The organism is Cupriavidus sp. 10L45 (assembly GCF_056395225.1).
In genome coordinates, this window is the sequence record NZ_JBFTJC010000001.1 from 149,084 (window position 1) to 173,804 (window position 24,721).

At 67.2% G+C, this 24,721-nt stretch carries 24 protein-coding genes; 13 read left to right on the forward strand and 11 right to left on the reverse strand.

What is annotated here, in order from left to right; genetic code table 11:
- Nucleotides 1–132 precede the first annotated feature (132 nt).
- Nucleotides 133–1,077: a lactate/malate family dehydrogenase gene (locus tag AC1DFU_RS00715; protein WP_441592626.1), complete on the reverse strand. Its 945-nt coding sequence runs from the start codon at nt 1,075–1,077 to the stop codon at nt 133–135.
- 190 nt (nt 1,078–1,267) lie between these two features.
- On the opposite strand from AC1DFU_RS00715, the gene AC1DFU_RS00720 reads away from it, so the two are divergent.
- The 6 genes from AC1DFU_RS00720 (at nt 1,268) to AC1DFU_RS00745 (ending at nt 9,087) form a co-directional block, all read left to right on the forward strand.
- Nucleotides 1,268–1,906, forward strand: a complete 639-nt coding sequence (locus AC1DFU_RS00720; RefSeq protein ID WP_441592681.1) for a 4Fe-4S dicluster domain-containing protein — start codon at nt 1,268–1,270, stop codon at nt 1,904–1,906.
- A gap of 14 nt (nt 1,907–1,920) precedes the next feature.
- Complete coding sequence (locus AC1DFU_RS00725; RefSeq protein ID WP_441592625.1) at nt 1,921–3,570, forward strand: FAD-binding protein; 1,650 nt, start codon at nt 1,921–1,923, stop codon at nt 3,568–3,570.
- A gap of 19 nt (nt 3,571–3,589) precedes the next feature.
- The gene (locus AC1DFU_RS00730; protein ID WP_441592624.1) at nt 3,590–4,834 is read left to right on the forward strand and encodes a complex I 51 kDa subunit family protein; all 1,245 of its coding nucleotides are present in this window, start codon (nt 3,590–3,592) and stop codon (nt 4,832–4,834) included.
- A 64-nt stretch (nt 4,835–4,898) separates the two neighbouring features.
- On the forward strand, nt 4,899–5,927 hold the full coding sequence (locus AC1DFU_RS00735; RefSeq protein WP_092296221.1) for a hypothetical protein: 1,029 nt from the start codon (nt 4,899–4,901) through the stop codon (nt 5,925–5,927).
- A 135-nt stretch (nt 5,928–6,062) separates the two neighbouring features.
- The gene (locus tag AC1DFU_RS00740) at nt 6,063–7,553 is read left to right on the forward strand and encodes a DUF1254 domain-containing protein (protein ID WP_092295754.1); all 1,491 of its coding nucleotides are present in this window, start codon (nt 6,063–6,065) and stop codon (nt 7,551–7,553) included.
- A gap of 49 nt (nt 7,554–7,602) precedes the next feature.
- On the forward strand, nt 7,603–9,087 hold the full coding sequence (locus tag AC1DFU_RS00745) for a DUF1254 domain-containing protein (RefSeq protein WP_255370851.1): 1,485 nt from the start codon (nt 7,603–7,605) through the stop codon (nt 9,085–9,087).
- Nucleotides 9,088–9,128: 41 nt separating this feature from the next.
- Here the strand turns inward: AC1DFU_RS00745 and AC1DFU_RS00750 are convergent, their stop codons facing one another.
- The 6 genes from AC1DFU_RS00750 to gcvA all read right to left on the reverse strand — a co-directional run bounded on the left by AC1DFU_RS00750 (nt 9,129) and on the right by gcvA (nt 15,212).
- A complete protein-coding gene (locus AC1DFU_RS00750) occupies nt 9,129–10,094 on the reverse strand; it encodes a Bug family tripartite tricarboxylate transporter substrate binding protein (RefSeq protein ID WP_441592623.1) in 966 nt (321 codons plus the stop codon).
- 132 nt (nt 10,095–10,226) lie between these two features.
- Nucleotides 10,227–11,717, reverse strand: coding sequence for an FAD-dependent oxidoreductase (locus AC1DFU_RS00755; protein WP_441592622.1), 1,491 nt, complete (start codon nt 11,715–11,717; stop codon nt 10,227–10,229).
- Nucleotides 11,714–12,022 carry a (2Fe-2S)-binding protein gene (locus tag AC1DFU_RS00760; RefSeq protein WP_218158036.1) on the reverse strand — a complete coding sequence of 103 codons (309 nt, stop codon included), beginning with the start codon at nt 12,020–12,022 and terminating at the stop codon, nt 11,714–11,716. The genes AC1DFU_RS00755 and AC1DFU_RS00760 overlap by 4 nt, the downstream gene beginning before the upstream one ends.
- The gene (locus AC1DFU_RS00765) at nt 12,006–13,148 is read right to left on the reverse strand and encodes an NAD(P)/FAD-dependent oxidoreductase (protein WP_092295748.1); all 1,143 of its coding nucleotides are present in this window, start codon (nt 13,146–13,148) and stop codon (nt 12,006–12,008) included. Before AC1DFU_RS00765 ends, AC1DFU_RS00760 begins: the two co-directional genes overlap by 17 nt.
- A 176-nt stretch (nt 13,149–13,324) precedes the next feature.
- Nucleotides 13,325–14,248, reverse strand: coding sequence for a LysR substrate-binding domain-containing protein (locus AC1DFU_RS00770; protein WP_092295745.1), 924 nt, complete (start codon nt 14,246–14,248; stop codon nt 13,325–13,327).
- 79 nt (nt 14,249–14,327) lie between these two features.
- Complete coding sequence (gene gcvA / locus AC1DFU_RS00775) at nt 14,328–15,212, reverse strand: transcriptional regulator GcvA (RefSeq protein ID WP_441592621.1); 885 nt, start codon at nt 15,210–15,212, stop codon at nt 14,328–14,330.
- A 98-nt stretch (nt 15,213–15,310) separates the two neighbouring features.
- On the opposite strand from gcvA, the gene AC1DFU_RS00780 reads away from it, so the two are divergent.
- Genes AC1DFU_RS00780 through AC1DFU_RS00790 form a run of 3 tightly spaced genes read left to right on the forward strand, consistent with a single transcriptional unit; the run spans nt 15,311 to nt 18,349 of the window.
- Nucleotides 15,311–16,153, forward strand: coding sequence for an EamA family transporter (locus AC1DFU_RS00780; RefSeq protein WP_441592620.1), 843 nt, complete (start codon nt 15,311–15,313; stop codon nt 16,151–16,153).
- 48 nt (nt 16,154–16,201) lie between these two features.
- Entirely contained in the window at nt 16,202–16,963 is a 762-nt protein-coding gene (locus tag AC1DFU_RS00785; RefSeq protein WP_441592680.1) for an SDR family oxidoreductase, read from the forward strand.
- Nucleotides 16,964–17,017: 54 nt separating this feature from the next.
- Nucleotides 17,018–18,349: an aminotransferase-like domain-containing protein gene (locus AC1DFU_RS00790; protein WP_441592619.1), complete on the forward strand. Its 1,332-nt coding sequence runs from the start codon at nt 17,018–17,020 to the stop codon at nt 18,347–18,349.
- A gap of 3 nt (nt 18,350–18,352) precedes the next feature.
- Here the strand turns inward: AC1DFU_RS00790 and AC1DFU_RS00795 are convergent, their stop codons facing one another.
- Both AC1DFU_RS00795 and AC1DFU_RS00800 read right to left on the reverse strand, forming a co-directional pair.
- Nucleotides 18,353–19,111, reverse strand: a complete 759-nt coding sequence (locus AC1DFU_RS00795; protein WP_441592618.1) for a sulfite exporter TauE/SafE family protein — start codon at nt 19,109–19,111, stop codon at nt 18,353–18,355.
- 112 nt (nt 19,112–19,223) lie between these two features.
- Complete coding sequence (locus AC1DFU_RS00800; protein WP_092295730.1) at nt 19,224–20,150, reverse strand: LysR family transcriptional regulator; 927 nt, start codon at nt 20,148–20,150, stop codon at nt 19,224–19,226.
- A gap of 91 nt (nt 20,151–20,241) precedes the next feature.
- Here AC1DFU_RS00800 and AC1DFU_RS00805 point away from each other — a divergent pair, with 91 nt between their 5' ends.
- The 3 genes from AC1DFU_RS00805 to AC1DFU_RS00815 are packed head-to-tail and all read left to right on the forward strand — an operon-like array spanning nt 20,242 to nt 22,941.
- Nucleotides 20,242–21,222, forward strand: a complete 981-nt coding sequence (locus AC1DFU_RS00805) for a Bug family tripartite tricarboxylate transporter substrate binding protein (RefSeq protein ID WP_441592617.1) — start codon at nt 20,242–20,244, stop codon at nt 21,220–21,222.
- 5 nt (nt 21,223–21,227) lie between these two features.
- Nucleotides 21,228–22,199 carry a hydroxyacid dehydrogenase gene (locus AC1DFU_RS00810; RefSeq protein WP_441592616.1) on the forward strand — a complete coding sequence of 324 codons (972 nt, stop codon included), beginning with the start codon at nt 21,228–21,230 and terminating at the stop codon, nt 22,197–22,199.
- A gap of 40 nt (nt 22,200–22,239) precedes the next feature.
- Nucleotides 22,240–22,941, forward strand: coding sequence for an RraA family protein (locus tag AC1DFU_RS00815; protein ID WP_255370865.1), 702 nt, complete (start codon nt 22,240–22,242; stop codon nt 22,939–22,941).
- 19 nt (nt 22,942–22,960) lie between these two features.
- Here AC1DFU_RS00815 and AC1DFU_RS00820 read toward each other — a convergent pair whose 3' ends face one another.
- Complete coding sequence (locus AC1DFU_RS00820) at nt 22,961–23,428, reverse strand: cupin domain-containing protein (protein ID WP_092295717.1); 468 nt, start codon at nt 23,426–23,428, stop codon at nt 22,961–22,963.
- Between the two features lie 162 nt (nt 23,429–23,590).
- Between AC1DFU_RS00820 and ydfG the strand changes: the two genes are divergently transcribed.
- Nucleotides 23,591–24,340, forward strand: a complete 750-nt coding sequence (gene ydfG / locus AC1DFU_RS00825) for a bifunctional NADP-dependent 3-hydroxy acid dehydrogenase/3-hydroxypropionate dehydrogenase YdfG (RefSeq protein ID WP_092295714.1) — start codon at nt 23,591–23,593, stop codon at nt 24,338–24,340.
- Between the two features lie 9 nt (nt 24,341–24,349).
- Here the strand turns inward: ydfG and AC1DFU_RS00830 are convergent, their stop codons facing one another.
- Nucleotides 24,350–24,718 carry a cupredoxin domain-containing protein gene (locus AC1DFU_RS00830; protein WP_092295711.1) on the reverse strand — a complete coding sequence of 123 codons (369 nt, stop codon included), beginning with the start codon at nt 24,716–24,718 and terminating at the stop codon, nt 24,350–24,352.
- Nucleotides 24,719–24,721 lie beyond the last annotated feature (3 nt).

A 24,721-nucleotide genomic window follows, 5' to 3' on the forward strand; every position in this document is an offset into this window, starting at 1 on the left:
TCCCAGTCGTCTTTGCTTATGGTTTATATGACTTTTTCGGCAGAAGTGCCAGCGTGACGCCGACGCCGCCAAGCTGAGTGGAAGCCGTCAGGATCTGACATCGAACGGATTTGTCCGAAGCGTGCAATGCCCCTACCGGTGGCGCACGCTGTCGGTGGCCTCCTTGACGATGCGCGCACTGCGCTGCAGGGCTTCGCGCTCGGTGGGGTCCAGTTCCGGATAAGCCAGTAACTGCGCGCCACTGCCATTGACCACCATCGGCAGCGACAGACATACCTCCGGTACGCCTTCGACTTCCGCATGCACAATGCCGACCGTGAGAATGAGGTCCGTGTCGTGGACGATGGCCTGGCAAATTCGCCCGATCGCACTGGCGATGCCGTAATGCGTGGCGCCCTTGCCTTCCTTGATGAGCTTGGCAGCCTCGTGCACGGAGCGCAGGATCAGATCCCGGCTGGCAGGCCCAAGCTCCTTGCCGCTCTTCGCCAGGAACGTTTCCAGGGGCATGCCGGAGACCGTTGCGCCGGACCAGCCGATCAGCGCGGATTCCCCGTGTTCGCCGAGAACGTGGGCGTGAATCGCAGGCGCCACGATGCCCAGTCGCTCGGAGAGCAGCGACCGCAACCGGCCGGTGTCGAGCGAGGTGCCCGTGCTGATGACGCGCTCCGGCGCGCAGCGGAGGCGGTCAAACACGACGGCGGCCAACACATCGCAGGGATTGCTCGCGATGAGGTAGATCGCATCCGGGGCCAGCGGGGCGATGCGATCGACGATCTCCGTCGCGATGCCTGCATTGGTTTTGGCCAGGTCCAGGCGAGTTTGCCCTGGCTTCACGCCGACGCCGGCGGTGATCACGACGAGGTCCGCGTCGCGCGCGTTCTCGTAATCGCCGGCATAGAAGCGGTTGTGTCCCCAGAATGCCGCAGCGTGGGCGAGGTCCATCGCCTGCCCTTCGGCCCGGACGCGTGCGACATCGATGATGACGATTTCCGCGCTCGGGATGGCCCCCGACGCAAACAGGGCCGCCGATCCGCCAACCAGTCCTGCTCCGACGATGACGATCTTGGGTTGCCGCATGGCGTACCTCCGTCGTGCCTGGAGAATCGAGCCTGAACCTGGGCCGGTTTCGCGCTACATCAGCGGAAAGTGAAGTGAAGGCCGCGTGGCAGTTCGTGTGCCTTTCATATGCTATGGTTTATATGACCTTTTCGATAGAAGCGCCAGTGTGGCGTTGGCGCCGCGAACGACGGAGTGCAACCCGATGGGACTGGTACGCTTGAGCATCGAAGGCCATCAGGTCCAGGCGCCGGCCAACTGCTCCATCCTGCAGGCCTTCCTCTACGCAGGCGAGACGCTGGTCGAGGGCGTTGGCTGCATGGGGCAGGGGGTCTGCGGTTCGTGCCGCGTCATGGTGCGGCACAGCGGCGAGCAGGAGGTGAAGACGGCCCTCGGATGCGAGACGCTGGTCGAAGAGGGCATGCAGGTGGCCTTCCTGGATTACTTCACCGTCTCGTCTCGCCACAGGTATCGCCTGGACGAAATCGGCGACAGCTGGCAGGCGCTGCGCACCCTCTCTGAAATATTCCCGGAAGCCTCCCATTGTCGGCACTGCAGCGGCTGTGATCGCGCCTGCCCGAAGGGTCTCGACGTCCAGCGCGGCGTCAATCTCGCCGTGGCGGGCGAACTGGCTGAGTCGAGCGATGTCTTCGACGAGTGTGTCATGTGCAACCTCTGCACGCTGGCCTGCCCCGAGCATATCCGGCCCAACCATCTCGGCCTGTTCGTGCGGCGGATGATCGCGTCACAGTCGCTGCGTCCGGCGAACCTGATGCGCCGGCTGCAGCAGATCGAGCGCGGCGAAATGAAGATCGATTTCGACGCGCCTGGCGCGCAGCTGCCACGCTGATCGGAACCACAACGATGCCCGCTGGCATTCCCTTCGAAGACGCGCGCAAGCGCTACCGGCCCGGTGCGGTACCGACGGTCCGCAGCGACGACACTTCTGTCGACGAGCTTCTCAAGGGCTATCACCCCGACCATGGGCTCAATGCGCGTGTGGCGCTGAGCATCGGCGTGAACCAGGGGGACCCCTGTCAGCCGGATCTCGCACGCTATCTCCAGGCCAATGCGCTGATCGACGATATCGACATCGCCGGCGCGCAAGTGATCAGCACCGACGTCCTGATCGTCGGCGGCGGCGGTGGCGGCTGCGCGGCGGCGCTCATTGCAGTAAAGCAAGGCGCGCAGGTGATCCTCGCCACCAAGCTGCGCCTGGGTGACAGCAACACCGTCATGGCCGAAGGCGGGATTCAGGCGGCCGTCGGCGAGGACGACAGTCCCCAGTTGCACTTCGAGGACACCCTGCGCGCCGGACACTTCTGCGGCGAGCCAGAACTCGTGGCGCAGATGGTGATGGATGGCCCCGACGTCATTCGCTGGCTGATCCAGCTTGGCGTGATGTTCGACCTGGAGGAAGGCCGGCCCATGGGCGGCAACCTTCTGCGCAAGAAGCCCGGTGGCGCTTCGGCGGCGCGCATCCTGTCCTATCGGGACTACACCGGCCTGGAGATGATGCGCGTGCTGCGCGAGGCGGTGGACCTCGATCCCGCAGTCGAGGTGTGGAACCGCTGCCCGGCGGTCGAACTGCTGTCCGACGAGCGGGGCCGCTGCGCCGGGGCCGTGATCTATAACCTGGAGTCGCGTACCTATGTGCTGGTGCGCGCGCGTGCCGTGATTCTCGCCACCGGCGGGGCGGGGCGGCTGCACCTGAATGCTTTTCCGACATCCAACCACTACGGCGCCACCGCGGACGGCCTGGTGCTGGCCTATCGGATCGGGGCACACCTGCGCGAACTCGACTCGTTCCAGTATCACCCCACCGGCATCGCCTATCCGGCGCACCTGGCAGGTGGACTCATTTCGGAAGCGGCGCGTTCGGCCGGTGCCAAGCTGATCAATGGCGAGGGCGAGCGCTTCGTGGACGAACTCAAGCCTCGGGACGTCGTGGCCTCGGCGATTCTGCGCGAATGCGCGCAGGGGCGTGGCATTGACCGGGACGGCCAGACCGGCGTCTTCCTCGACACGCCGACGCTGGAAATGGAGAACCCCGGCATTCTGGCCAAGCGCCTCGTGACGCTGCGCCATCTCGCGCGGAAGTGCGGTCACGATGCGGCAGTGGAGCCCTTCCTCGTTTATCCGACCCTCCACTACCAGAACGGAGGCGTGGCGATCGACAAGGACGGTGCCACGAGCGTGCCCGGCCTGTTTTGCGTCGGCGAGGTCACGGGGGGCATTCACGGGCGTAACCGCCTGATGGGAAACGCGCTGCTCGACATCCTGAGCATGGGGCGGCGTGCCGGCGCCAAGGCAGCGGAGTCTGGCGCGGGTGCCATGGCCGGCCGCGCAGGCATCGGCCATGTGCACGCCTGGCAGCGGCAATTGACGCTGGCGGGGCTACCCTTGCATGTCAAGGCACCGCAACTCTTCCCCGGCTATGCCCATTTCGACTTGCGGGTCGATGCAGCGTTGCGCCGGGGCAAGTGGGGCGGCGCGGGCGGCGGCGTCCGATGAGCGACCCACGGAGCGCGCGATGCACAAGCTGAATCAGGTTCTCCTGAGGGACGATATCCGGGTCGGCGCAGACCTGGACGCCTGGCTTGCATGCGGCGGCGGAGAGGGGCTGGCCAAGGCCCTGCGCGATCCGCTCGCCATCCTCGCCGAAATCGAACAAGCGGACCTGCGTGGGATGGGCGGTGCCGGATTCGCGACGCATCGCAAATGGGCACCGGTTGCTGCCGCCGCTGCAGGCGACAAATTCATCATCTGCAACGGCAACGAAGACGAGCCCGGTACGTTCAAGGACCGCTATCTGCTGGAGCACACGCCGCACCAGGTCATCGAGGGGGCGCTCATCGCCGCAGCGGCGACCCATGCCAATCATGTCGTGCTGTACGTTAATCCGCATCAACCGTTAGCCCTCAATGTGGTGCGTCAGGCGGTGGAGCAGTGGCGGGGGCACTCTCTGTTCTCGGAACTCGGGCGTCTGATTGGCGGCCCGCTGTCGCTTGACGTGATCCCCAGCTCTGGCTTGTACATCGGCGGGGAGGAGACGGCGGTGATCGCGAGTGTCGAGGGCGGATTCCCGTTCCCCAGACGCAAGCCGCCCTATCCTGCCGAGCACGGTGTGCATGGCTCACCGACCATCTTGAACAACACCGAGACCCTGGCGCACGTACCGGGCATTCTGCGCAACGGTGCGCAGTGGTATCGCGGTCTTGGCATCGGGAATGCTGCCGGAACCAAGCTCTATTCGCTTTCGGGCGACGTCCTGCGTCCTGGCTTGTATGAATTGCCGATGGGCACGCGCCTGGAGGCCCTGGTGTTCGAGCATGGCGGTGGCATGCTCCAGGGCAAGGAGTTCAAGGCGGTCTTTACCGGCGGCCCGTCCAATACCTTGCTGACGAAGCGTGATCTCGATGTGGCACTCGATTTTGACTCCGTGCGTCAACGGCGTTCGCGTCTGGGCACCGGTGCCATGATCGTCGTGTCCGAAGGCACGAGCATCGTCCGCAAGGTCTCCGAGTACGTGAGCTTCTTCGCCCAGGGCTCATGCGGACAGTGTCCGCCCTGCAAGGGTGGCACCTTCCAGATGATGCGATTGCTCGGCCGGATCGACACGGGCCATGGCGTACGTGCCGATCTGGAAGCGCTGGAGAACCTGTGTCGCATCCTGCCCGGCAGCGGCCGTTGCGGTCTGATCGATGGCGCCGTGACGGTGGTGGAAAGCTCGCTGCAACAGTTTCGGGCGGAATACGAGGCGCTTCTGATTGCATGACGGTGTCGGACTCGCAACGGGTAGCGGCTGAAGGTCATATTGCGCGCCTGAACGGAGCATGGTGATGGGCATTCTGAACTGGCGCCGCCGCCGCGGCCCCGATGGGCAGGCGGACAACCGGCGGGAGGTGGCGGAACTGGCCGAGCGCATTACCCGGCTAAGTCCCCGCCTACGGCTATTGCCCCGCTATGCCCGGCGGCTGGCCCCCTCGATCCGCATCGCGCTCGACCACGTACGCGCGGTCGTGGCCGGCATTCCCGCACCACGGGAAGCGAGTCCGGAGACGTGGGGGACGGACCCGTACATCCACGCGTGTTTTGGCACTGGTCAGGACGTCGCACTGGCTTTCAGCCGCGCCGCCGATCTGCGCGACTATTTCGATGCGTCACCTGGCACAGACGAGGCGTTTGCGGTGCTTGGCATGGAAATGGTCGAGCGGCGCACCTTGGGCGTGGCCCTGGAGGGCGACGTCATGCGCTCGGACGTGCTGCAAACCACGGTCAGCTTCAACGATCATCAGATTCGGATATGCGGTGACAGCCACGCCGGGCTGTACAGGGAGATCGAGGCGCGCATGCTGGACCAGCTTGCGCTGCAGGGCCTTGCCAGTGCGGCGGCGGGGGGCATTGGGCGAGATGAGCGCCTGCAGGAGATGGCGTTGCTCAGCGAGCGCTTGCGGCTGCTGGAACGCCAGGGGGTGGGCATGCGTTCGATGCTTGGCGGCGATGTCTCGCCGGACCCCGAGGAACGGGAGCGCCTGCGCGCGCAGATCGCACAGATCGATGCGGCCAACGGCGACACCGCCCTGCCGGCGGGACAAGTCGATGCGCTGGAGCGCCAGATGGAAGGGCTGCAGGCAGCGCTCACCAACGCCGGCGCCTATCTCCTCATCGAGCGCCGGCGCATGCGGCTGAGCCGGATGAATGTGCTTCAACCCGATGACAGCACCGCGCCCGGCGACGACCTGGAATTCCTGACCGCAAGCATTCCAGGCGACCCCCGCCTGGTGAGAACCTTTCTGCTCGTGCGCTTTGCGCGCGCCACGATGTTGTCACGCATGACGCTATTGGAAGAGGCGGAGCGTCTGCTGTAGATCAGCGGACGGCTGTCAAGTGGCCGTTTCAGGCGAAAAGATTCACATCAGCGAACGAAAACATGCAGTACGCGGCACGCCGATGGCCGATAGGATCTTGCGGTAGTCAATCGCCCACAGATCCTAGGAGAAGCGATGCGGCAAGTTATCGGGGTTGCAGTCGCCTTGACGGCCTTCGTTGCCGGACACGCCATAGCGCAGGCAACGCGCTACGATGCCCTGGCGAACCTGCCATTCCACAACGGTTATCCGACGCCGCAGGGCGTTGCCACGCTCCAGGACGAATTGACGTTCCAGCGCGCCGTGCAGTCGTATATCTGGGCGCTGCCTGCCCTCAATATGCTCGGCATGAAGGAAGGCTCCGAGAAGACCTTCGGCAAGGGATATAACGTCCTGCCGATCTGGAAGGACCGCCTGAATGCCAAGACGCTGGTCACCACGCCGAATTCGGATGTGATCTACGCCATGGGCTACCTCGACCTGAAGGAAGACGGCCCGATGGTGATCGACGTGCCGCCCGGACTGCAAGGCATCCTCGACGACTTCTTCCAGCGCCCGATCTGCACCGAGGGGGAAATCGACGGCCGTCAGTGGTGCGGCGATGTGGGGCTGCCCGGGCCGGACAAGGGCAGGGGTGGCAAATACCTTGTGCTCCCGCCTGACTATCGCGGCGAGATTCCGGCTGGCTATATCGTGATGCGGTCGCGCACGTATGGGGTGTTCGTGTTCTGGCGCGGATTTTTCAAGGATCCTCGCCAGCTGGATGCGCCGGTAAAGGTGATGGAGCAGACCCGGATCTATCCGCTGGGCAAGGAGGCTTCCGCCCGGCCCATGCAGTTCCCCAATGCGTCGGGCGTGCCGGTCAACATGCTGTATCCAACGGATGACAAGGCATTCAACATGCTGTCGCGCTTTATCGACAACGAGTATGTCGATCCGGCCGACATGGAGATGCGCGGGATGCTGGCAGCGCTCGGGATCATCAAGGGCAAGCCGTTCGCACCGGACACGCACACGCGCGACCTGCTGGACAAGGCAGCCCGCACTGCCGCCAAGATGGGGCACTCGATCTCGTACGCGCCGCAGCGTGGCGTGCCCAACGGCGTCTGGTACGAAGACCGCCGCTGGCTGAACGTGTTTCCCGGCAACGCCACCTTTACCGCCGAGACCTTCAACTACATCGATCCGCGCACGGGTTTCTTCACCAATGCGTATTCCGCCAGTCCGGGCATGGCTGTGAACATGGTCAACGTGGGTGCGAAATATCCGGCCACCTTTGTCGATGCGAAGGGCAACTTCCTATCCGGCAGCAACCGCTACAAGCTCACGCTGCCCAAGGACGTGCCGGCGGCGCTGTTCTGGTCCGCGACCATCTATGACTCGATCACCGCGTCGGGCGTGGACAACGGCCAACCGTTCCCGTCGATCAACACCATGGACCAGCCGGTACGAAATGCGGACGGATCCACCGATATCTACTTCGGCCCGACGTCGCCAGGCACAGGAAAGAACTGGCTGAAGACCCTGCCGAAGCAGGGCTACTTCGTGATCCTGCGTCTCTACGGCCCTACCCAGCCATTCTTTGACAAGACCTGGCGACCGGGCGACCTGGAAAAGCTGAGGTAGACGGCGCAGCCGCCCACCGTGGTGGCACAACGCAAGACCTTTCACCGACATGAGTAACCCATCGATGATCCGCATGCCATCCGCTGCGCTGTCCCCCTTGCTCGTTGCCGTGGCGCTGGCGTCTGCCGCTGCGACGCCCACCATGGCCCTTGCCGCGCAAGACGTGCCCGGAGCGGTGGCCGGGCCCGTGGCGGGGATGAAGATGACCGATGCCTACCTGCAGATGGCGGCGCGCGACATCTACTTCTGGGCGTGGCCGATGACCAATGTCTACAACCGCCGGCTGGCGTTCAAGGACCTGCCTCAACCCGGGCTGATGGGCGGGACGGTGCCGATCGCACCGTCCAACCGGCTGTCGATGCTGACCGACTACATCGCGCCGGACGAGCGCATGGTGGCGTGCCCCAACCAGGATGTGGTCTATGGCTTCAGCGTGCTGGCGCTGGACCAGAGCCCGGTGGTGGTGCAGGTGCCCGACTTCGGCAAGCGCTTCTGGGTTTATCAGGTGGTGGATCTGGGTACCGACAGCTTTGCCGAGCTTGGCAAGATGTACGGCACCAAACCGGGCTTCTACCTGCTGGTGGGGCCCGACTGGAAGGGCAGCGTGCCGAAGGGCATCACCAAGGTGTTTCGCGCCAGGAGCAACACCGGCGTGGTGATCCCGCGCGTGTTCCAGGATGACACCGCCGCTGACAAGCAGGCCGTGCAGGCATCGCTGGCAGGCGTGAACCTGTACCCGTTGGCCGAATACACGGGCAAGATGCAGACGCGGGACTGGGCCAAGCTGCCGCATTTCCCCAATCAGAATGCGGGGGACGCCGAGACCAAATGGGTGGTGCCGGAGACATTCTGGGCGACGCTGCCGCTGGTGCTCAAAGACGCCAGGCCGCTGCCGGGCGAGGAGACGAAGTACGCCCAGGCGCTGATGCTGGCAGACGCTGCGGCAAAGGATCCGCGCGTCAAGGACATGCTGGTCAAGGCCGCCGCGCAGGCAGACAGCGAGATCGTCGATCCGCTCTTCCAGTTCCGCAACTACGGCCTGCAACTGCCCGACCACTGGAGCACCATCAGCAACGGCGCAGCTTTTGGCACGGATTACTTTGCCCGCACGGCGGCGGCGAAATCCAACATCTTCGTCAATCGGCAGAAAGAGACCAAGTACTTCTATCAGGATCTGGATGCGAGCGGCGCCCGCCTGAACGGCCGAGGCGAGTACACGGTGACCTTTGCCAAGGGGGCGCAGCCCCCGGTGCAGGGATTCTGGTCGCTGACGCTCTACAACCAGCACCACTTCTTTGCCGAGAACAAGCTCAAGCGCTATTCCATCGGCACGAAGAACAAGGCCCTCAAGTACGGTGCCGACGGATCGCTCACGCTCTACATCCAGGCCGACTCGCCCGGCGCTGACAAGGAGAGCAACTGGCTGCCTGCGCCGAAGGACGAGGACTTCTCGCTGTACGTGCGCGCCTATTGGCCCGAAGCGGTTGCGCTGAACGGCAAGTGGACGCCGCCGCCTGCGGTAAGGGCGAACTAGCGCTGACGCGACGCTCGCCCTGCTTGAAGTATCGCGTGGGGTCAGTCCAGCTTGATGCCGACGGTCTTCACGACCTTGTCCCACTTCTGGGCGTCGCGGTTCACCAGTTGCGTGAACTCGACTGGGCCCAGCGCGCTCGGCTCCATGCCCTGTTTGGCGATCGAATCGCGGATCGACGGTTGCGCCACCACGGCGGCAATCTCCTGCGCGAGGCGGTTCACCGTCGGCATCGGCGTGCCGCCCGTCGTGAAAACGCCGTACCACGACACGACTTCGTACCCGGGTACGCCGGACTCGGCGATGGTCGGCACGTTCGGCATGGTTTCCACGCGCTTGGTGCTCGTCACGGCGAGGATGCGGACCTTGCCGGAATCGGCGCCGGCCTTGGCCGACGGCAGGCTCGCAAACGTCATCTGGGCCTGGCCCGCCATCACGTCCTGCATCGCCGGCGCATCGCCGCGATACGGAATGTGCGTGATGGAGACGCCAGCCATGCTCTTGAACAGTTCGGCCGACAGGTGCGAAATCGTGCCATTGCCCGGCGACGTCACATTGAGCTTGCCCGGATTGGCCTTGGCGTAGGCGAGCAGCTCCTGCACGTTCTTGACCGGCAGGTCATTGTTCACGACCAGCGCGTTGGCGGACTTGGCCACCAGCGACACCGGCTGCACGCCCTTGATGGGATCGTACGGCAGCTTGCTGTAGATGGACGGTGCGATGGCCTGGCCGCCGACGGAGCCCAGCAGCAGCACCGAGCCATCCGGCTTGGCACGCGCCATCTCGGCGGTGGCGATGGTGCTGCCGCCGCCCGGCTTGTTCTCCACCACGATGGTGACCTTGGTGTTCAGCTGAAACTGCGTGGCGACCGTGCGGGCGATGACATCGTTGCCACCGCCGGGCGCGAAGCCGACCAACATCCGCATCGGGCCCGGTGGCAAGTCCTGGGCCATGCCTTGGGCTGCGGCCAGCGCGAGGGCGAGAGCGGGGACGATCTTGGAAAACGCCATGATTGATTCTCGATAAGGGGGTTGAGGATTGCTCTCAGGATGTCGTCGCTGTGCTKGTTCGACTGGCGGGACGCGGGATGCCATGCATGACCCGGTCCGCGCTTCTGTTTTCATGTTGCTGCCTACTGCGCTTTACTTCTTGAAGCGGACCACGGCGTCCCGCGACGCCTGGGTCTGCGGCAGCGAGGCGATCTCGCCGAGCGTCACCGGCTTGGTGGGAAACCGCAGCCGGTAATAGCCCACATCACGCGGATGGCGCTGTTGTTCGTCGGCGATCAGTTCGGTCACGGTCAGCCCGCAGAGTCGTCCCTGGCATGGCCCCATGCCGCAGCGCAGGAACGCCTTCAACTGGTTCGGACCCTGACAGCCGATGCGTGCCGCGTGGCGCACCTGTTCGGCGGTGGCTTCCTCGCAGCGGCAGACGATGGTGTCGCCCACGGGGCGGCGGAACTGCGGCAGCGGGCGATAGAGCACCTCGAAGAATTCGCGGCCTCGCGTGGCGCGTGCCAGCGCGGCGTGATGCGGTGCCGCCTTGCCGTCGCGCGTGGCGATGTCGATGCGACCCAGCGCGGCAGCGGCATGCACGGCGGCGATGCGGCCCCGATGCTCGGCGGCCACGGCGCCCGCGATGCCCGCGCCATCCCCGGCAATGCTCACGTGCGGCATCGACGTTGCGCCCCATGCATCCACCTGCGGCTCCCAGCAGTCCTGGCGCTCGTTCCAGACATGCTCGGCGCCAATGGCGCGCGACAGGTTGGTATTCGGCACCACGCCCTGATGCAGCAGCAGCTGGTCGATCGCCATGCTGTGGCGCTGGCCCGCCGCCTGATAGCGCAGTTCGGCGACCTGACCGCCGGCGCCGGCGATGGCCTCGAGCGCCGTGACGCCGCTCACGATCGGCACGGCCTTGCGGACCGCGCGCAGCAGCTTCAGCCCCTTGGCCAGATAGGGCGAGCGAAGGAAACCCCAGGCGTGCGGCAGCGCCTTGCGCCATTGGCCGCTATCGGTCGTCTCGAGAATCGCCTCGAGCTTCACGCCGGCATTCAGGTATTGATAGGCGAGCAGGTAGAGCAGGGGGCCGCCGCCCGCCAGCACCGTGCGCCCTTCGGGCACCACGCCCGAGGTCTTCAGCAGGATCTGCGCGGCACCGGCCGTGATCACGCCCGGCAAGGTCCAGCCCGGAATCGGGAAGGGCCGCTCCTGCGCGCCGGTGGCCAGGATGAGATGGCGGCAGTGCAGCAGCGCGGCCTGCGGATCCTGACCGGGCCGGGCCACTGAATAGGCGACCTCGAAGCCGGCGGGTTGGCCATCGCCCTCCGTACCCGGCTGCGGCTCGCGCGCATTGATCGACCAGACAGTTGCCGCCGACAGATGGCGCGCACCGCTGTTGGCAAACGGCTCCAGCAGGCTCTGGCCGTGCCAGTAGTCTTCGCCGAGGATCGCGCGATTCTGTACCGGCGTGCTGCTGATGGCGCGATAGATCTGTCCGCCGGGTGCCGGCTGTTCGTCGATCAGCACCGTCGACAGGCCCAGCGCGGCAGCCTCGGTGGCCGCGGCCAGCCCGGCAGGGCCGGCGCCGACCACGAGCAGGTCGCAGGTTGCGATGTCGATGTCGAGGCTCATGCCGCCACCTCGCGTGCGCCGTGCTGGCGTTCCACGGTCATGCCATCGTGCACGCGCGCCATGCAGGCCTGCTGGTTGGGCCGGCCGTCGATGCGGACCAGGCAGTCGTAGCAGATGCCCATCATGCAATAGGGGCCGCGTGCGGCGCCGGACACGGCCGTGTCGCGGCAGGCCAGCACGCCGGCGGCGAACAGGGCCGCCGCCACGCTGTCGCCTTCCCGGCATTCCAGCGCGGTGCCATCCACGGTGACCCGTACTTTGCGATCCGTCGCTTGCAGGACGGCCGCGTCAATGCGTCTGAACATGGAATCTCCGGGTCGAAAAAGTGGCCAGCTCGGGTGGCAGCTCGCCTGCGGCGATCATGGGGGCGAGGTTCATGGCGTGCGTGGCGGCCAGCGTCACGCCGCTATGGCAGGTGACGATGAACGCGCCCGGATGCGTCGCCGATTGTTCGTAGACCGGGAAGCCGTCCTTGGCGCGCACGCGCAGGGCGGACCAGGCGCGCACCGCGCGCACGTCCCGCAGGGCGGGCAGGGTGCGCACGGCACGGTCGGCCAGCGTGGCCAGCACCGGCAGCGTGGTGACCTGTTCGGCGTAGCCCGCCTCTTCCTGGGAGTCGCCGACCAACCAGCTACCCTCGTCGTTCTGGCGCAGCGTGACCATGGGCGTGTCCAGCAGGCGGCGCGTGCGTTCGAGCACCAGGATCTGGCCGCGCTGCGGGGCCATCGGCAGGTCGATGCCCACCATGCGGCCCAGGTCGCCGTTGCGCAGGCCGCCGGCCAGCACGATCTTGCGCGCCCGCACGGTGCCGTTCGGCGTGGTCAGCACGAAGTCGCCACCGGGCTGCTGCACGATGTCCGTGACGCCGTGGTGCGGCAGGTAATTGACTCCGCTGGTGCTGAACGCGGTATGGAACGCGCGCAGCAGCTTGAGCGGATTGACGATGCCATCGTGCGGCGTCCAGATCGCCCCGGTGACATCGGGGCCCAGTCCGGGCACGAGCGAAGCGGCCTGATGGTGATCCAGCAGCTTCCATTCATAGGGCTCCACACCGGGCTGCGCCATCAGCGTGTTGACCCACGCCAGCCGCGCCTCGACCTCGTAGTCGCCCATCAGCGGCGTCAGGCCGCCTTTCTGCTCCAGGGCCACGTCGATGCCAGTTTCCTGCAGCAGGCCGGCGGCCAGTTTCGGCCACAGCCGCGTGGAGTTCAGCGTCCAGCGGCTGTAGGCGCCCATGCCGTAGCCCTTGCTCTGCAGCCAGACCAGGCCGAAATTGCCGCGCGAGGCGCGCAGGGCGATATCGCCTTCGTCGAGCACGGCGATTGTGCCCACGCTGCTGCGCAGGCCGTAGGCCACGGCCGAGCCGACGAGGCCGCCGCCAATCACGGCGACGTCGAACACGGGGAGTCGGGAGGTGGAGGCTGCGGTCATCTGCAGCACCTTCCGTGGGGGGATTGCGGGCCTTGGGCCCTGCTAGAAATCATGTCAGGTACTCGCAAGCTTCATGAAACCACCAGCCGAAGAAGCCCAAAAAAGCCCAATGGGCAGCGGTGTGTCAGTCCGAGCGAGTATGCGGAGCGCGCGCCGCGCGCGCAAATACGAGTCTGTCAGGCGTCTATACGAAAACCTGATAGCCCTGGGGGCAGGGATGCCATTTCGGCAGCGATGAGTTCCATCAGCCGCTCGATAAAGCGGTCCGCCAGCACGTTGGCAGGCCGGTTCCGGGCCAGCAGGAGGTAGCTGACGAACGGTATACGCGGCCGGAATGGCCGGACCACCACCTCGGCGGCGTGCATGCGGGCCACCAGCGGGTTCACGATGCCCACGCCCAGCCCGAGTCCGACCATCTTGCAGATGGTGGCGCCGTAGGGGGTTTCGAAGTGCATCACACGCCGGTCGTCGTCGGCGAACGCGGCGTCCACGGCGGCGCGCAGGCCATCGCCGTGACTCATCGAGATAAAGGACTCGCCGGCCAGGTCGGCAGGCGTGATGACGTCCAGACTGGCCAGACGATGGCCGGGCGGCAGCACGCAACAGCCCGCGAGTTCGGCCACGGGCTGGGCATCGGTGACGGCGGCGGGGGGCAGGAACGACACCAGCCCGAGGTCGCAGTAGCGGCTGCCGACGCTGTCGGCCACCAACTGCGTGCTGCCCGTTTCCATGGCGACGTTGACGCCGGGATAGTCGGCATGGAACCGCTGGAGCACCAGCGGGAGCACGGTCATGGCGAGCGAGGGCACTGCGGCGATGCGCAGCCGGCCCTTGCCGAACTGGCGGATGTTGCGGGCGGCGTCCTTCAGCGTGTCGAGGCCCACGAAGGCGCGTTCCACCTCCCGCAGGAACGCCAGGCCCTCCTCGGTGGGAATCAGGCGGCCGGCGTTGCGCGTGAACAGCGTCAGTCCGGTGGACGATTCGAGTTGCGCGATCAGCCGGCTCACGTTCGGTTGCGACGTGTACAGCTCGGTGGCCGCCGCGGTCATCGAACCAGAGCGCATCACGGCCTGGAACGCACTGATTTCCTTGAACTTCATGCCGGGGTCTTGGGAAGGCGGGGACTAGCGGGCGATGGTATACCAGATCCGTATGGGTCCGTAGCACATCGCCGCAGAATCACATCCCCTCCCGTTCCAGCCATGACTGGAACAGCCCGACCAGTTCATCGCCCCGTTTCTCGTCCGGCACGTAGGCGCAATAGCTGCGCGACGGCAGGCGCGGGCCGGCGAATGGGGCGACCAGCCGCCCGGCGGCGAGGTCGTCGGAGACCAGCGACGTCGGCCCCATGGCGATGCCGATGCCGTCGATGGCTGCCTGCAGGGTCAGGAAGAAGTGATCGAAGGTCAACGTGGCGGCCGGGCTCAGCCCGGGGATCTGCGCGCTCGCCAGCCAGTCCGGCCAAAGGCGCGGCAGGCTCGAGGTATGCAGCAGGGTGTGGTGGCGCAAGTCGCCCGGCACCCCGAGCGGCTGGCGCTGCAACAGCGCCGGGCTACAAACCGGCAGCCGCTCCTCGGTCAGGAAAGGCCGCATCGCGTAGCCGTAGAACGTGTCCGGACCCCCTCGGATGATCAGGTCGTGGTCGTCCTTCAGGCTTTCCAGTGGCCCGTTCGAGGTCTCCACCTTGATCTCCACATCGGGATGCTCGGCGCGGAATTTGGCCAGTCTCGGCACCAGCCAGCGCAGGGTGAAGGTCGCGGGCGCGTTGACGGACAGGGTCCGGGAGACCGGCCCGGGCACCCCGTAGCGCGCGGTAGCCTGCGCAAGCTGTTCGAACAAGGGGCCGATTTCCGCCAGATAGGCTTTCGCCGCCGGCGTCAGCGTCACGCGGCGGTTATGCCGCTCGAACAGCGCGGCGCCGAGCCACTCCTCGAGCAGGCGCACCTGCTGGCTCACCGCCCCATGCGTGACGTGCAGCGCGGCGGCGGCTTCCTTGAAGCTGCCCAGCCGGCCCGCGGCCTCGAAGGCCCGCAAGGCATTGAGCGGCGGCAATACCCGTTTCATGGCAATAGATTTTCTAACGCGATGTGGCAATTTATCTGGTTTGTCGTGCCGCTTCAAGATAGATATTCTTGGGCATTTCCTGCTCCCCTCCCACCCCAATGCTCAGCTATACCGGCGGTATCGTGCTCCTCGCCGCCGTGCTCCACGCGAGCTGGAACGCCATGCTGCACGGCAACCGCGACCGGTTCCTGTCGATGACGTGGATGAGCATCGCCATCGCGGCCGTCGCCACGCTCGTCGTCCTGCGCAACCCCTTGCCGGCCAGCGCCGCCTGGCCGTACATCGTCGCGTCGGGGCTCGTGCATATCGTCTACAACGTGAGCCTGGTGCGGTCCTATCGCCGCAACGACCTGGCGCTGGCCTACCCCATCGCGCGGGGCTCCTCGCCGCTGCTGGTCACGCTTGGCGCGGCGCTCTTCGCCGACGAGGCGATCGGCCCCTTGCGGGCGCTCGGCATCGCCATGGTCTCGGGCGGCATCATCGTGATCGCGCTGCAGGGGCACCGCGCGTCCCGCGCGGGTGCCTTGGCCGCGCTGACCACCGGGGCGATGATTGCGCTCTACACCGTGATCGACGGCATCGGCGTCAGGTTGTCCGGCGGGCAGGCGCTCAGCTACACCGCGTGGATGTTCCTGTTCTACTGGCTGATGCCGATCCTGTTCGTCGCGGTGCGGGGGCTGGCGCCGCTGTGGGCGCCGGTACGGTCCGAGCCGCTGGCGGTCGGTTCGTCGCTGGTCGGCGGGCTGGTGTCGATTGCCGCCTATGGCATCGTGATCTGGGCGCTGCAATCAGGCGCGATGGGCGCGGTCTCGGCGTTGCGCGAGACCAGCGTGGTGTTCGCGGTCCTGATTGGGCGGGTCTTCCTGCGGGAGTCGGTCAGCGGCACGCGCTGGCTCGCCTGCATCGTCGTCGCAGCCGGCGCGGTTTGCCTGGGGCTTTGACAGCCCCTCATAATTGTTAATCCACTATCACATCGAGATGCGCAGATGATGAACACCGTTCCGCAGGCACCGCTGATTCTGATTACGGGGGGCAGCCGTGGCGTGGGCGCGGCCACCGCGCGCCTGGCCGCCGCACAGGGCTACGACGTGGCGATCAGCTACGTCGCCAACGAATCCGCCGCGCTGGCCGTGGTGGCCGATGTGGAAGCGCTGGGCCGCCGGGCGCTGGCCGTGCGCGCGGATAGCGCGGACCCCGAGCAGGTCGCCCAGCTATTCGCCGCCATCGACCAGACGTTCGGCCGGATCGACGTGCTGGTGAACAACGCCGCCATCCTCGCGCGGCAGTCCCGGCTGGAGGATCTCGATTTCGCGCGGATGCAGCGCATCTTCGCCGTCAACGCCATCGGCCCCATGCTCTGCGCCCAGCAGGCGGCCCGGCGCATGTCCCATCGTCACAACGGGCGGGGCGGCGTGATCATCAATATCTCGTCGGGCGCGGCCCGGCTCGGCAGTCCGAACGAATATGTCGACTACGCGGCGTCGAAGGGCGCCCTGGAGACCTTCACCACCGGCTTCGCCAAGGAAGTCGCGCGGGAGGGCATTCGCGTCAACTGCATCCGCCCCGGGCACATCTACACCGACATGCACGCCAGCGGCGGCGAGCCGGGACGGGTGGATCGCGTCAAGGACTCGATCCCGATGGGCCGGGGCGGCCAGCCGGAAGAGGTCGCCCGCGCGATCCTGTGGCTGGCCAGCGCCGACGCGTCCTACAGCACCGGCACCTTCCTCGATGTCACCGGCGGGCGGTGAGTCACAGGGGGGATAATCGGGACATTCCGATGATTGTCATGGACACGCGCTGTCATGCCCCAGCCCCGCTACAAGCAACTGGTCGACCGGCTTGCCGACGATATCCGCGCGGGCCGGCTGCGTCCCGGCACGCGGCTGCCCACGCACCGCGACCTCGCGGCGCGTGAAGGGCTGGCGCTGGTCACGGCCACGCGCGTCTACGCCGAACTGCAATCGATGGGGCTGGTAAGCGGGGAGGCCGGTCGCGGCACCTTCGTCAAGGAGGCGTTGCCGCGCGGGCAGGGCGTGGATCTGCTTGCCTGGATCGCCGATACGGTCGACCTGAGCTTCAACAATCCGGCGTTGCCGGGCCAGGCAGATCTGCTGCGGGCAGCGCTGCGCCAGCTGGCCGCCGCCGGCGACCTTGAGGCGCTGCTGCGCTGCCAGCCCCACGGCGGCCGCGAGCACGAGCGCGCGACCGTGGCGCTCCATCTGGGCCGGCGCGGCGTGCCGGCCACCCCGGAAACCGTCTTGCTCACGAGCGGCGCGCAACACGCGCTGACGCTCACCGCCATGGCCTTGCTGGAGCCCGGCGACGTGGTGGCCGTGGATGCCCTGACCTACCCGGGCTTCAAGCTCGCCGCCGAAACTGGCCGGCTGGAACTCGTCCCGATTCCCGTCACCGCTCACGGGCCCGACCTCGACGCCCTGGAGGCGCTCTGCCGCCGCCGGCGCGTGCGTGCCGTGTACGCCATGCCGACGCTGCACAATCCGCTCGGCTGGGTGATGAGTGCCACGCGACGCCGCGAACTGGTCGCCATCGCCCGGCGGCATGGGCTGATGCTGATCGAGGATGCGGCCTACGCCTTCCTCGTCGAAGGGGCCCCCGCGCCGCTGGCCGCGCTGGCGCCGGAAGCTACCGTCTATGTGTCGAGTTTGTCGAAGAGTGTCGCCACCGGGCTGCGCATCGGTTTCGTCAGTGCGCCGCGCGAATGGGTGCCCCAGCTCGAACGGGCCATCCGCGCCACCACCTGGAATACGCCAGCCACCCTGACGGCCATCGCCTGCGGCTGGATCGAAGACGGCACCGTGGCCCGGCTCGAAGCCGACAAACGCCGGGATGCCGCGCTGCGCCAGCGCCTGGCCACGGAAGTGCTCGGCGGACTGGAGCGGGTCAGCCATCCCGCGTCGTACTTCGTCTGGCTGCCGCTGCCCCCCGAAGTGCGCGCGGATGCCATCGCGATGGCGCTGATGCAGGCGGGCATCGCCGTATCGACGGCCCATCCGTTCGCCACGTCAGCGCAGGTGCCCCACGCCATCCGGCTCGCGCTCGGCTCCGTCAGCCTGCCAACGCTCAGGCAGGCGCTGGAAACCGTGGCGCGCGTGGTGGCCGACCAGTCCTGGTGAGCGTCAGAGCAGGTAGCCGGACGCGCCATCCCACAGCAGCTTCATCGCGGTCACCACCAGCAACCCATAGCAGGCCCGGTACATCTGGCGCTGGTCCAGCCGGGCATGCAGGCGCCAGCCGAGCCAGACGCCGGAAGGTATCGCCAGCAGGCAGATCGCCATCAAGGTCCAGACGGCGCCCACCGGCCTGGCCAGGAACAGCCACGGCGCCGCCTTCATGATGTTGCCGACCGTGAAGAACATGCTGGTCGTGCCGGCATAGACCTGCTTGCTCAGGCCGAGCGGCAACAGGTACATCGCCAGCGGCGGCCCGCCGGAGTGCGCGACCATGGTGGTGATGCCCGAGGTCACGCCAGCGGCCACGGCCTTGCGCGAGGAGCGCGGCTGTACCACGACATCGCCGCCACGCAGGAACCACATGCCCACGAAGGCCAGCGTGACGGCGGCCATCACGATGGCGATCGCACGGTGATCCAGCACCCGGAACAGCCCGTAGCCGACCCCAATGCCGACCACCAGCCCCGGTACCAGCAGCCGGAGGTCAGGTTTCGACCACGTGGAGGGCTTCCAGTAGCGCAGGCCGAACAGGTCCATCGCGATAAACAGCGGGGCGAGCAGTCCGCCCGCCGTCACCGGGTCCATCACCAGCGACAGCAGCGGAATGCCGACGATGGCAAAGCCGCCCCCGAAGGCCCCCTTCATGAAGCAGATCAGGAAAACCCCGGCGAAGGTGACGAGAATGGTGGTGGTGTTCAGTTCCATGGTGATGCGCGTCCTTGCGATGCCACCCGACGCCCGGAGCCGGGCTGGGAGGATGAGGCATCGTAGTCCGCTGCATCAGGACAATCAAATAATTGTCATGGATACAATTTGCTTACGGCTTGGCCGCATCCCCCGGCGCGGCGCGGAACAGTGCCTCGCCGCGTTCCTGCAGTAGCGCCATCAGCCGTAGTGCAGCGGGCGACAGGTAGCCTTGCCGCCGGTACGTCACGCCCAGGCTGCGGCGCAGCGTGGCTTCCTTCAGCGGCACTTCGCGCAGGGTGTGCCTGTGCTCGTGCAGCGTATGCCGGGAGAGGAAGCTCAGGAGTTCGGTCTTGGCGATCAGCCGGGGCAGCAGCGGGATGGAATTCGCGTCGATCTGGGTGGCGGGCCGGGGCAGGTCGTGCGACTGGAAGGCCGCGTCCAGCCATTGCCGGCTCGGTATCGACGCGGCAGGCAAGACCCAGCGCCAGGCCAGCAGGGATTTGAGCGTCACGCGCGGTAGCTGGAACACCGGATGCGTCCGGCTGGCGGCCACCACCACCACGTCTTCGACGATCGCATGACTGACGAGCGCGTCGTCATGCTCCGGCATCAATCCGATCAGCAGGTCGAGCGTGCCTTCCTTCAGGCGCTCGCGTAGTACCAGGCTGGGCGCCACCGTGATGTCGATGGTGGTTGCCGGCGCCTCCTCCAGCAGCAGGCTGCAAATCTCGGGCAAGACATGCTCGGCGGCGATCGGGCCGCTGCCGATCCGCACGTGCCCGGCGTTGCCCTTCGCAAAATCGCCGACTTCCCGCAGCGCCTCGTCCGTCGCGCCCCGCAGCATGCGGGCCCGCGCCAGCAGGACCTCGCCCACGGGCGTCAGCCGGATGCCGCGCCCCTTGCGCTCGAACAGTTCACTGCCGAACGCCGCCTCCAGGCGTTGCACCGCCTTGGTCAGGGCCGGCTGGGTGCGGCCCAGCTTTTCGGCTGCCTGTCCGATGTGACCGAGTTCGGCCACGACCTCGAAGTACCGCAGGTCCCTGAGCTGGATGTCCATCGATAACTCCGGGGAATGAAAACATGAACATTATCAAATAGACGGAATGTTTCTGCACGGCAAGAATGCGCCCATAACGAAAGGAGACACGATGCTGAACCTTCGCCTTCTGGCCGCCGCCGCCGTGCTGGCTGTCTGCAGCGGTGCCGCGAGCGCCGCCGACACCTGGCCCGCCAAGCCGATCCGGCTCGTGGTGCCGTTTCCGCCCGGCGGCGGCACGGATGCGGTCGCGCGGCTGATCGCCGAGAAGATGGCCACCCAGGCCCACTGGACCGTGGTGATCGAGAACCGGCCCGGCGCGGGCGGCAATGTCGGCATGGACGCGGTGGCCAAGGCGCCGGCGGACGGCTACACGATCGGCCTCGGCCAGACCGCGAATCTGGCGATCAACCCGGCGCTGTACCCGAAGATGCCGTTCGATCCCCTGAAAGACTTCGCGCCGATCTCCACGGTGGCGTCGCAGCCAGTGGTGCTGCTCGTCAACGCCAGCTCGCCCTTCAAGACCCTGAAGGACGTCGTGGCCGCCGCCAAGGCCAAGCCCGAGGCGCTGCGGATGGGCACGCCCGGCAATGGCACCGTGTCCCACCTTGCCGGCGAACTGCTGGAGCGGCAGGCGGGCTTCCGCATGCTCAACGTGCCGTACAAGGGCGCCAGCCCGGCCATGATGGATCTGCTCGGCAATCAGGTGGAGTTCAACTTCGCCAATACCGCCGCCGCGATGCCCCAACTGACGAACCAGAAGGTCCGCGCGCTGGCCGTGAGTTCCGCCCAGCGCCTGCGCAACGTGCCGCAACTGGCCGGCGTGCCGACCGTGGCGGAGTCCGGCTACCCCGGCTTCGACGCCATCACCTGGACCGGCCTCGTGGCGCCGGCCGGCACGCCGCCGGCCGTGGTGGACCGCATCAACGCGGAAGTGCGCAAGGCGCTCAAGACCCAGGAGGTGCAGGACAAGCTCGCCGCCGAGGGCAGTACGCCGATGGGCAGCACGCCCCAGCAGTTTGGCGACTACCTCCGCGCCGAGCACCAGAAGTGGGGCGCGTTGATCCGCGAAGCCAATATCAAGCTCGATTGAAACCCATGCACACCATTCTCGTCACCGCTCCCAAGCTCGCCCCCGCCGGGGTGGACCTGCTGACCCGCGCCGGCGCGCGCGTGCTGTACCTGTCCGCGTCCGGCGATGCCGGGGAAGTGGAGCGCATCATGGCCGCCGAGCCCGTCGATGCCGTCATCTCACGCACGGTGACGCTGTCCGCGCAGGCCATCGCCGCCTGCCCCACGCTCAAGGTCATCTCGAAGCATGGCGTGGGGGTCAGCAATATCGATGTGGAAGCGGCCACCGCGCGCGGCATTCCGGTCTACGTCACGCCCGGCGCCAACGCCCAGTCGGTCGCCGAGATGACGCTGGGCCTGATGTTCGCGGCGGCCCGGCGCATCGGCTGGATGGATGCCGAACTGCACAGCGGGCGCTGGTCGCGCGCGCAGGACGGCGTGGAGCTGCTCGGCAAGACCATCGGGCTGGTCGGGTTCGGCCAGGTCGGCCAGCGCGTGGCGAAGGTCTGCCTGGCGCTGGGCATGCAGGTGGTGGCCTTCGACCCGGCGCTGGCCGGCCGTCAAAGTCCCGTCGATGGGGTGGCGTTGCTCCCGTCGATGGCCGACCTGCTGCCGCAGGCGCACGTGCTGAGCCTCCACGTCCCGCTTAACCGCCACACGCGCAACATGCTGGACGACGCCGCGTTCGACCAACTGCCGAAGGGCGCTATCCTGATCAATACGGCGCGCGGCGAAGTGGTGGATGAAACCGCGCTGGTGGCCGCGCTGCAGGACGGCCGCCTGTTTGCGGCCGGGCTCGACACCATGGCGGTCGAACCCTTGCCCGCCGGGAGCCCGCTGGCCGAGCTGAAGAACGTCGTGCTGACGCCGCATGTCGGCGGATCGACGCCGGCGGCACTGGCCGCGATGGCGAGCGCCGCCGCACAGAACGTGCTCGGCTGGCTGGATGGCAGCCCGGTGGACCGTGCCGCGTGCGTCAATCCCCAGGTCCTTGCCTGATCCCCTTTCTACCTTCCTGTTCCTGGAGTCTCCCGTGAGCCTGTCCGAATCCCCAGCACCCGTGCAGTGGCCTGCCGGCTACCGCATCAACCCCCGTGCGGATGGCCCGTCCGCCAGCATCGTTGCTGCGTTCCGCGAGATGCCCGTCGCCGCCATCGGCGACGCCATGAGCCGCAACATCGGCACGCTTGGCCTGCGCCAATACCATCGCCGGCTGGAGACTGTGCTGTGCGGCCCGGCGGTGACGGTGCGCGTGCGCCCCGGCGACAACCTGATGATCCACAAGGCGCTGATGATGGTGCAGCCCGGCGATGTGCTGGTCATCGACGGCGGCGGCGATGTCACCCAGGCCCTGGTCGGCGGCCTGATGCGCACCACGTGCGTCACGAAGCAGCTCGGGGGGCTGGTTATCGACGGTGCCGTCCGGGACTTGTGCGAGTGGGCCGAAGACGGCATGCCGATCTTCGCCCGGGGCCACACCCACCGGGGGCCCAGCAAGGATGGTCCGGGCGAGATCAACGTGCCGGTGTCCTGCGCCGGGCTGGCCGTGCTGCCGGGTGACCTGATCGTCGGCGATGCGGACGGCGTGATTGCCGTGCCGGCCGCCGAGGCTGCCCAGGTGCTCGAACGCTGCCGCGCCCATCTGGCCAAGGAAGCGAAGATCCGCGCGGAGAACGCGTCCGGCACCTCGGACCCCGAGCGCTTCGACGCGGCGCTGCGGGCCAAGGGGCTGCCGGTCTAGGTCGACCAGCCGCTGGGGATCAGGGCAGCAGGTGCGTATCCCCGGCGGCCTGCGGCGGCAGCTTGATGGCCAGCGCCTTGAATTCCCCGCTGGTGGCGATCGATCCCGCGTGCGCGGTGCCCTTCGGAATCACGATCAGGTCGCCCGGGCCGATCTCGCGCTGCTCATTGCCCAGCCAGAGCGTGCCCTTGCCGGCGATGATGTACTGGATCTCGTCGGCGCTGGTGTGATAGTGCTTCGGCACATTGCCGGCCTGCACGGCCAGGGTCCCGTGTGGCGTGGCCACCAGTCCCTTCGTGCGCAGCGTGCCCATGTTGGGGACTTGCGGCCCGATGTCGTCCGGGGTCATCGCCGCCAGGTTGATGATCTGCGGCGCCAGCGCGGCGGGCGGGGTTTGCGCGTGGGCCGGCGGCAGCGCCGTCGGGGCGGCAAGGTAGCCGCAGCCAAAGGCGGCGGTAATGGCGGCAAGCGTGGCAAGGCGGTGCATGTTGTTCTCCCTGGGGTGGTACTGCAATCGAGGCATCGCCACGACGCCAGCTCGGCGACACGGCTGGATTGTCGCACCGCGCCCCGCGCCCAGCAGTGGGGGAAACCCGCGGGGATCCGGTGTAGTATCGGTGCCCGAACCCGTCCCAGTTTGGAGAGCAAGATGATCGTTTTCGTTACCGGCGCCACCTCAGGATTCGGCGCCGCCATTGCCCGACGCTTCGCCACGGCGGGCCATCGCGTGATTGCCGCCGGACGCCGCGCGGACCGCCTGGCCGAGCTGGCCGACGCGCTGGGCCGCGACAAGGTGCTGCCGTTGATCCTCGATGTCCGCGACCGCGAAGCCGTGGCCGCCGCCGTGGCCGCGCTGCCGCCCGAGTTCGCCGAGATCGACCTGCTGGTCAACAACGCCGGCCTGGCACTGGGCCTGGAGCCGGCGCAGAAGGCTGACCTGGACAACTGGGACACGATGGTCGACACCAACGTGAAGGGCCTGATGTATATGACGCGCGCCGTGCTGCCCGGCATGGTGTCGCGCAACCGTGGCCACGTGATCAACATCGGCTCCACGGCCGGCGCCTACGCCTATCCGGGCGGCAACGCCTACGGCGCGACCAAGGCCTTCGTGCGCCAGTTCTCGCTGAACCTGCGCGCCGACCTGCAAGGCACCCGCGTGCGCGTGACCGACGTGGCGCCGGGTCTGGTGGGCGGCACCGAGTTCTCGTCGGTGCGATTCAGCGGCGATCAGGCTCGCGTGGAGAAGGTCTACGAAGGCGCGGACGCCCTGACGCCGGACGACATCGCCGAAACCGTCTTCTGGGCCGCCACGCTGCCCGCGCGCGTCAACATCAACTTCGTGGAAGTGATGCCGGTCACCCAGTCGTTCGGGCCGCTGGCGATTCACCGGGAGTAAGCGCTCCCCCTACGTCACCTCGATCGTCCCTCCCATGTCCTCGTGCCCGGTGCCGCAGAAGATGTCGCACAGGAAGCGGTAGGTGCCGGGTTTGCCGGCGGTCAGGGTGACCTGCACCGTGCGGCCGGGCGGCAGGTCGGCGCGGACGTGGAAGTCCGGGGCGCCGAAGCCCATCATGATGTCTTCGGCCGTCAGCGCCAGGATCACGGTCTCGCCGGCCTTGAGGGCGATCCGGTCGGGCAGGAAGACGAAGCGGCGCGCCCGGACCGGAATCACACGCGGGGGCGCCGCGTCCCCGCGCGTGATCATCCCCGCCAGCGCGCCGGCCAGCATCCATCCCAATACCGTGCGGCGGCCGCTTGCCGGGGAGGTGGTCATCGC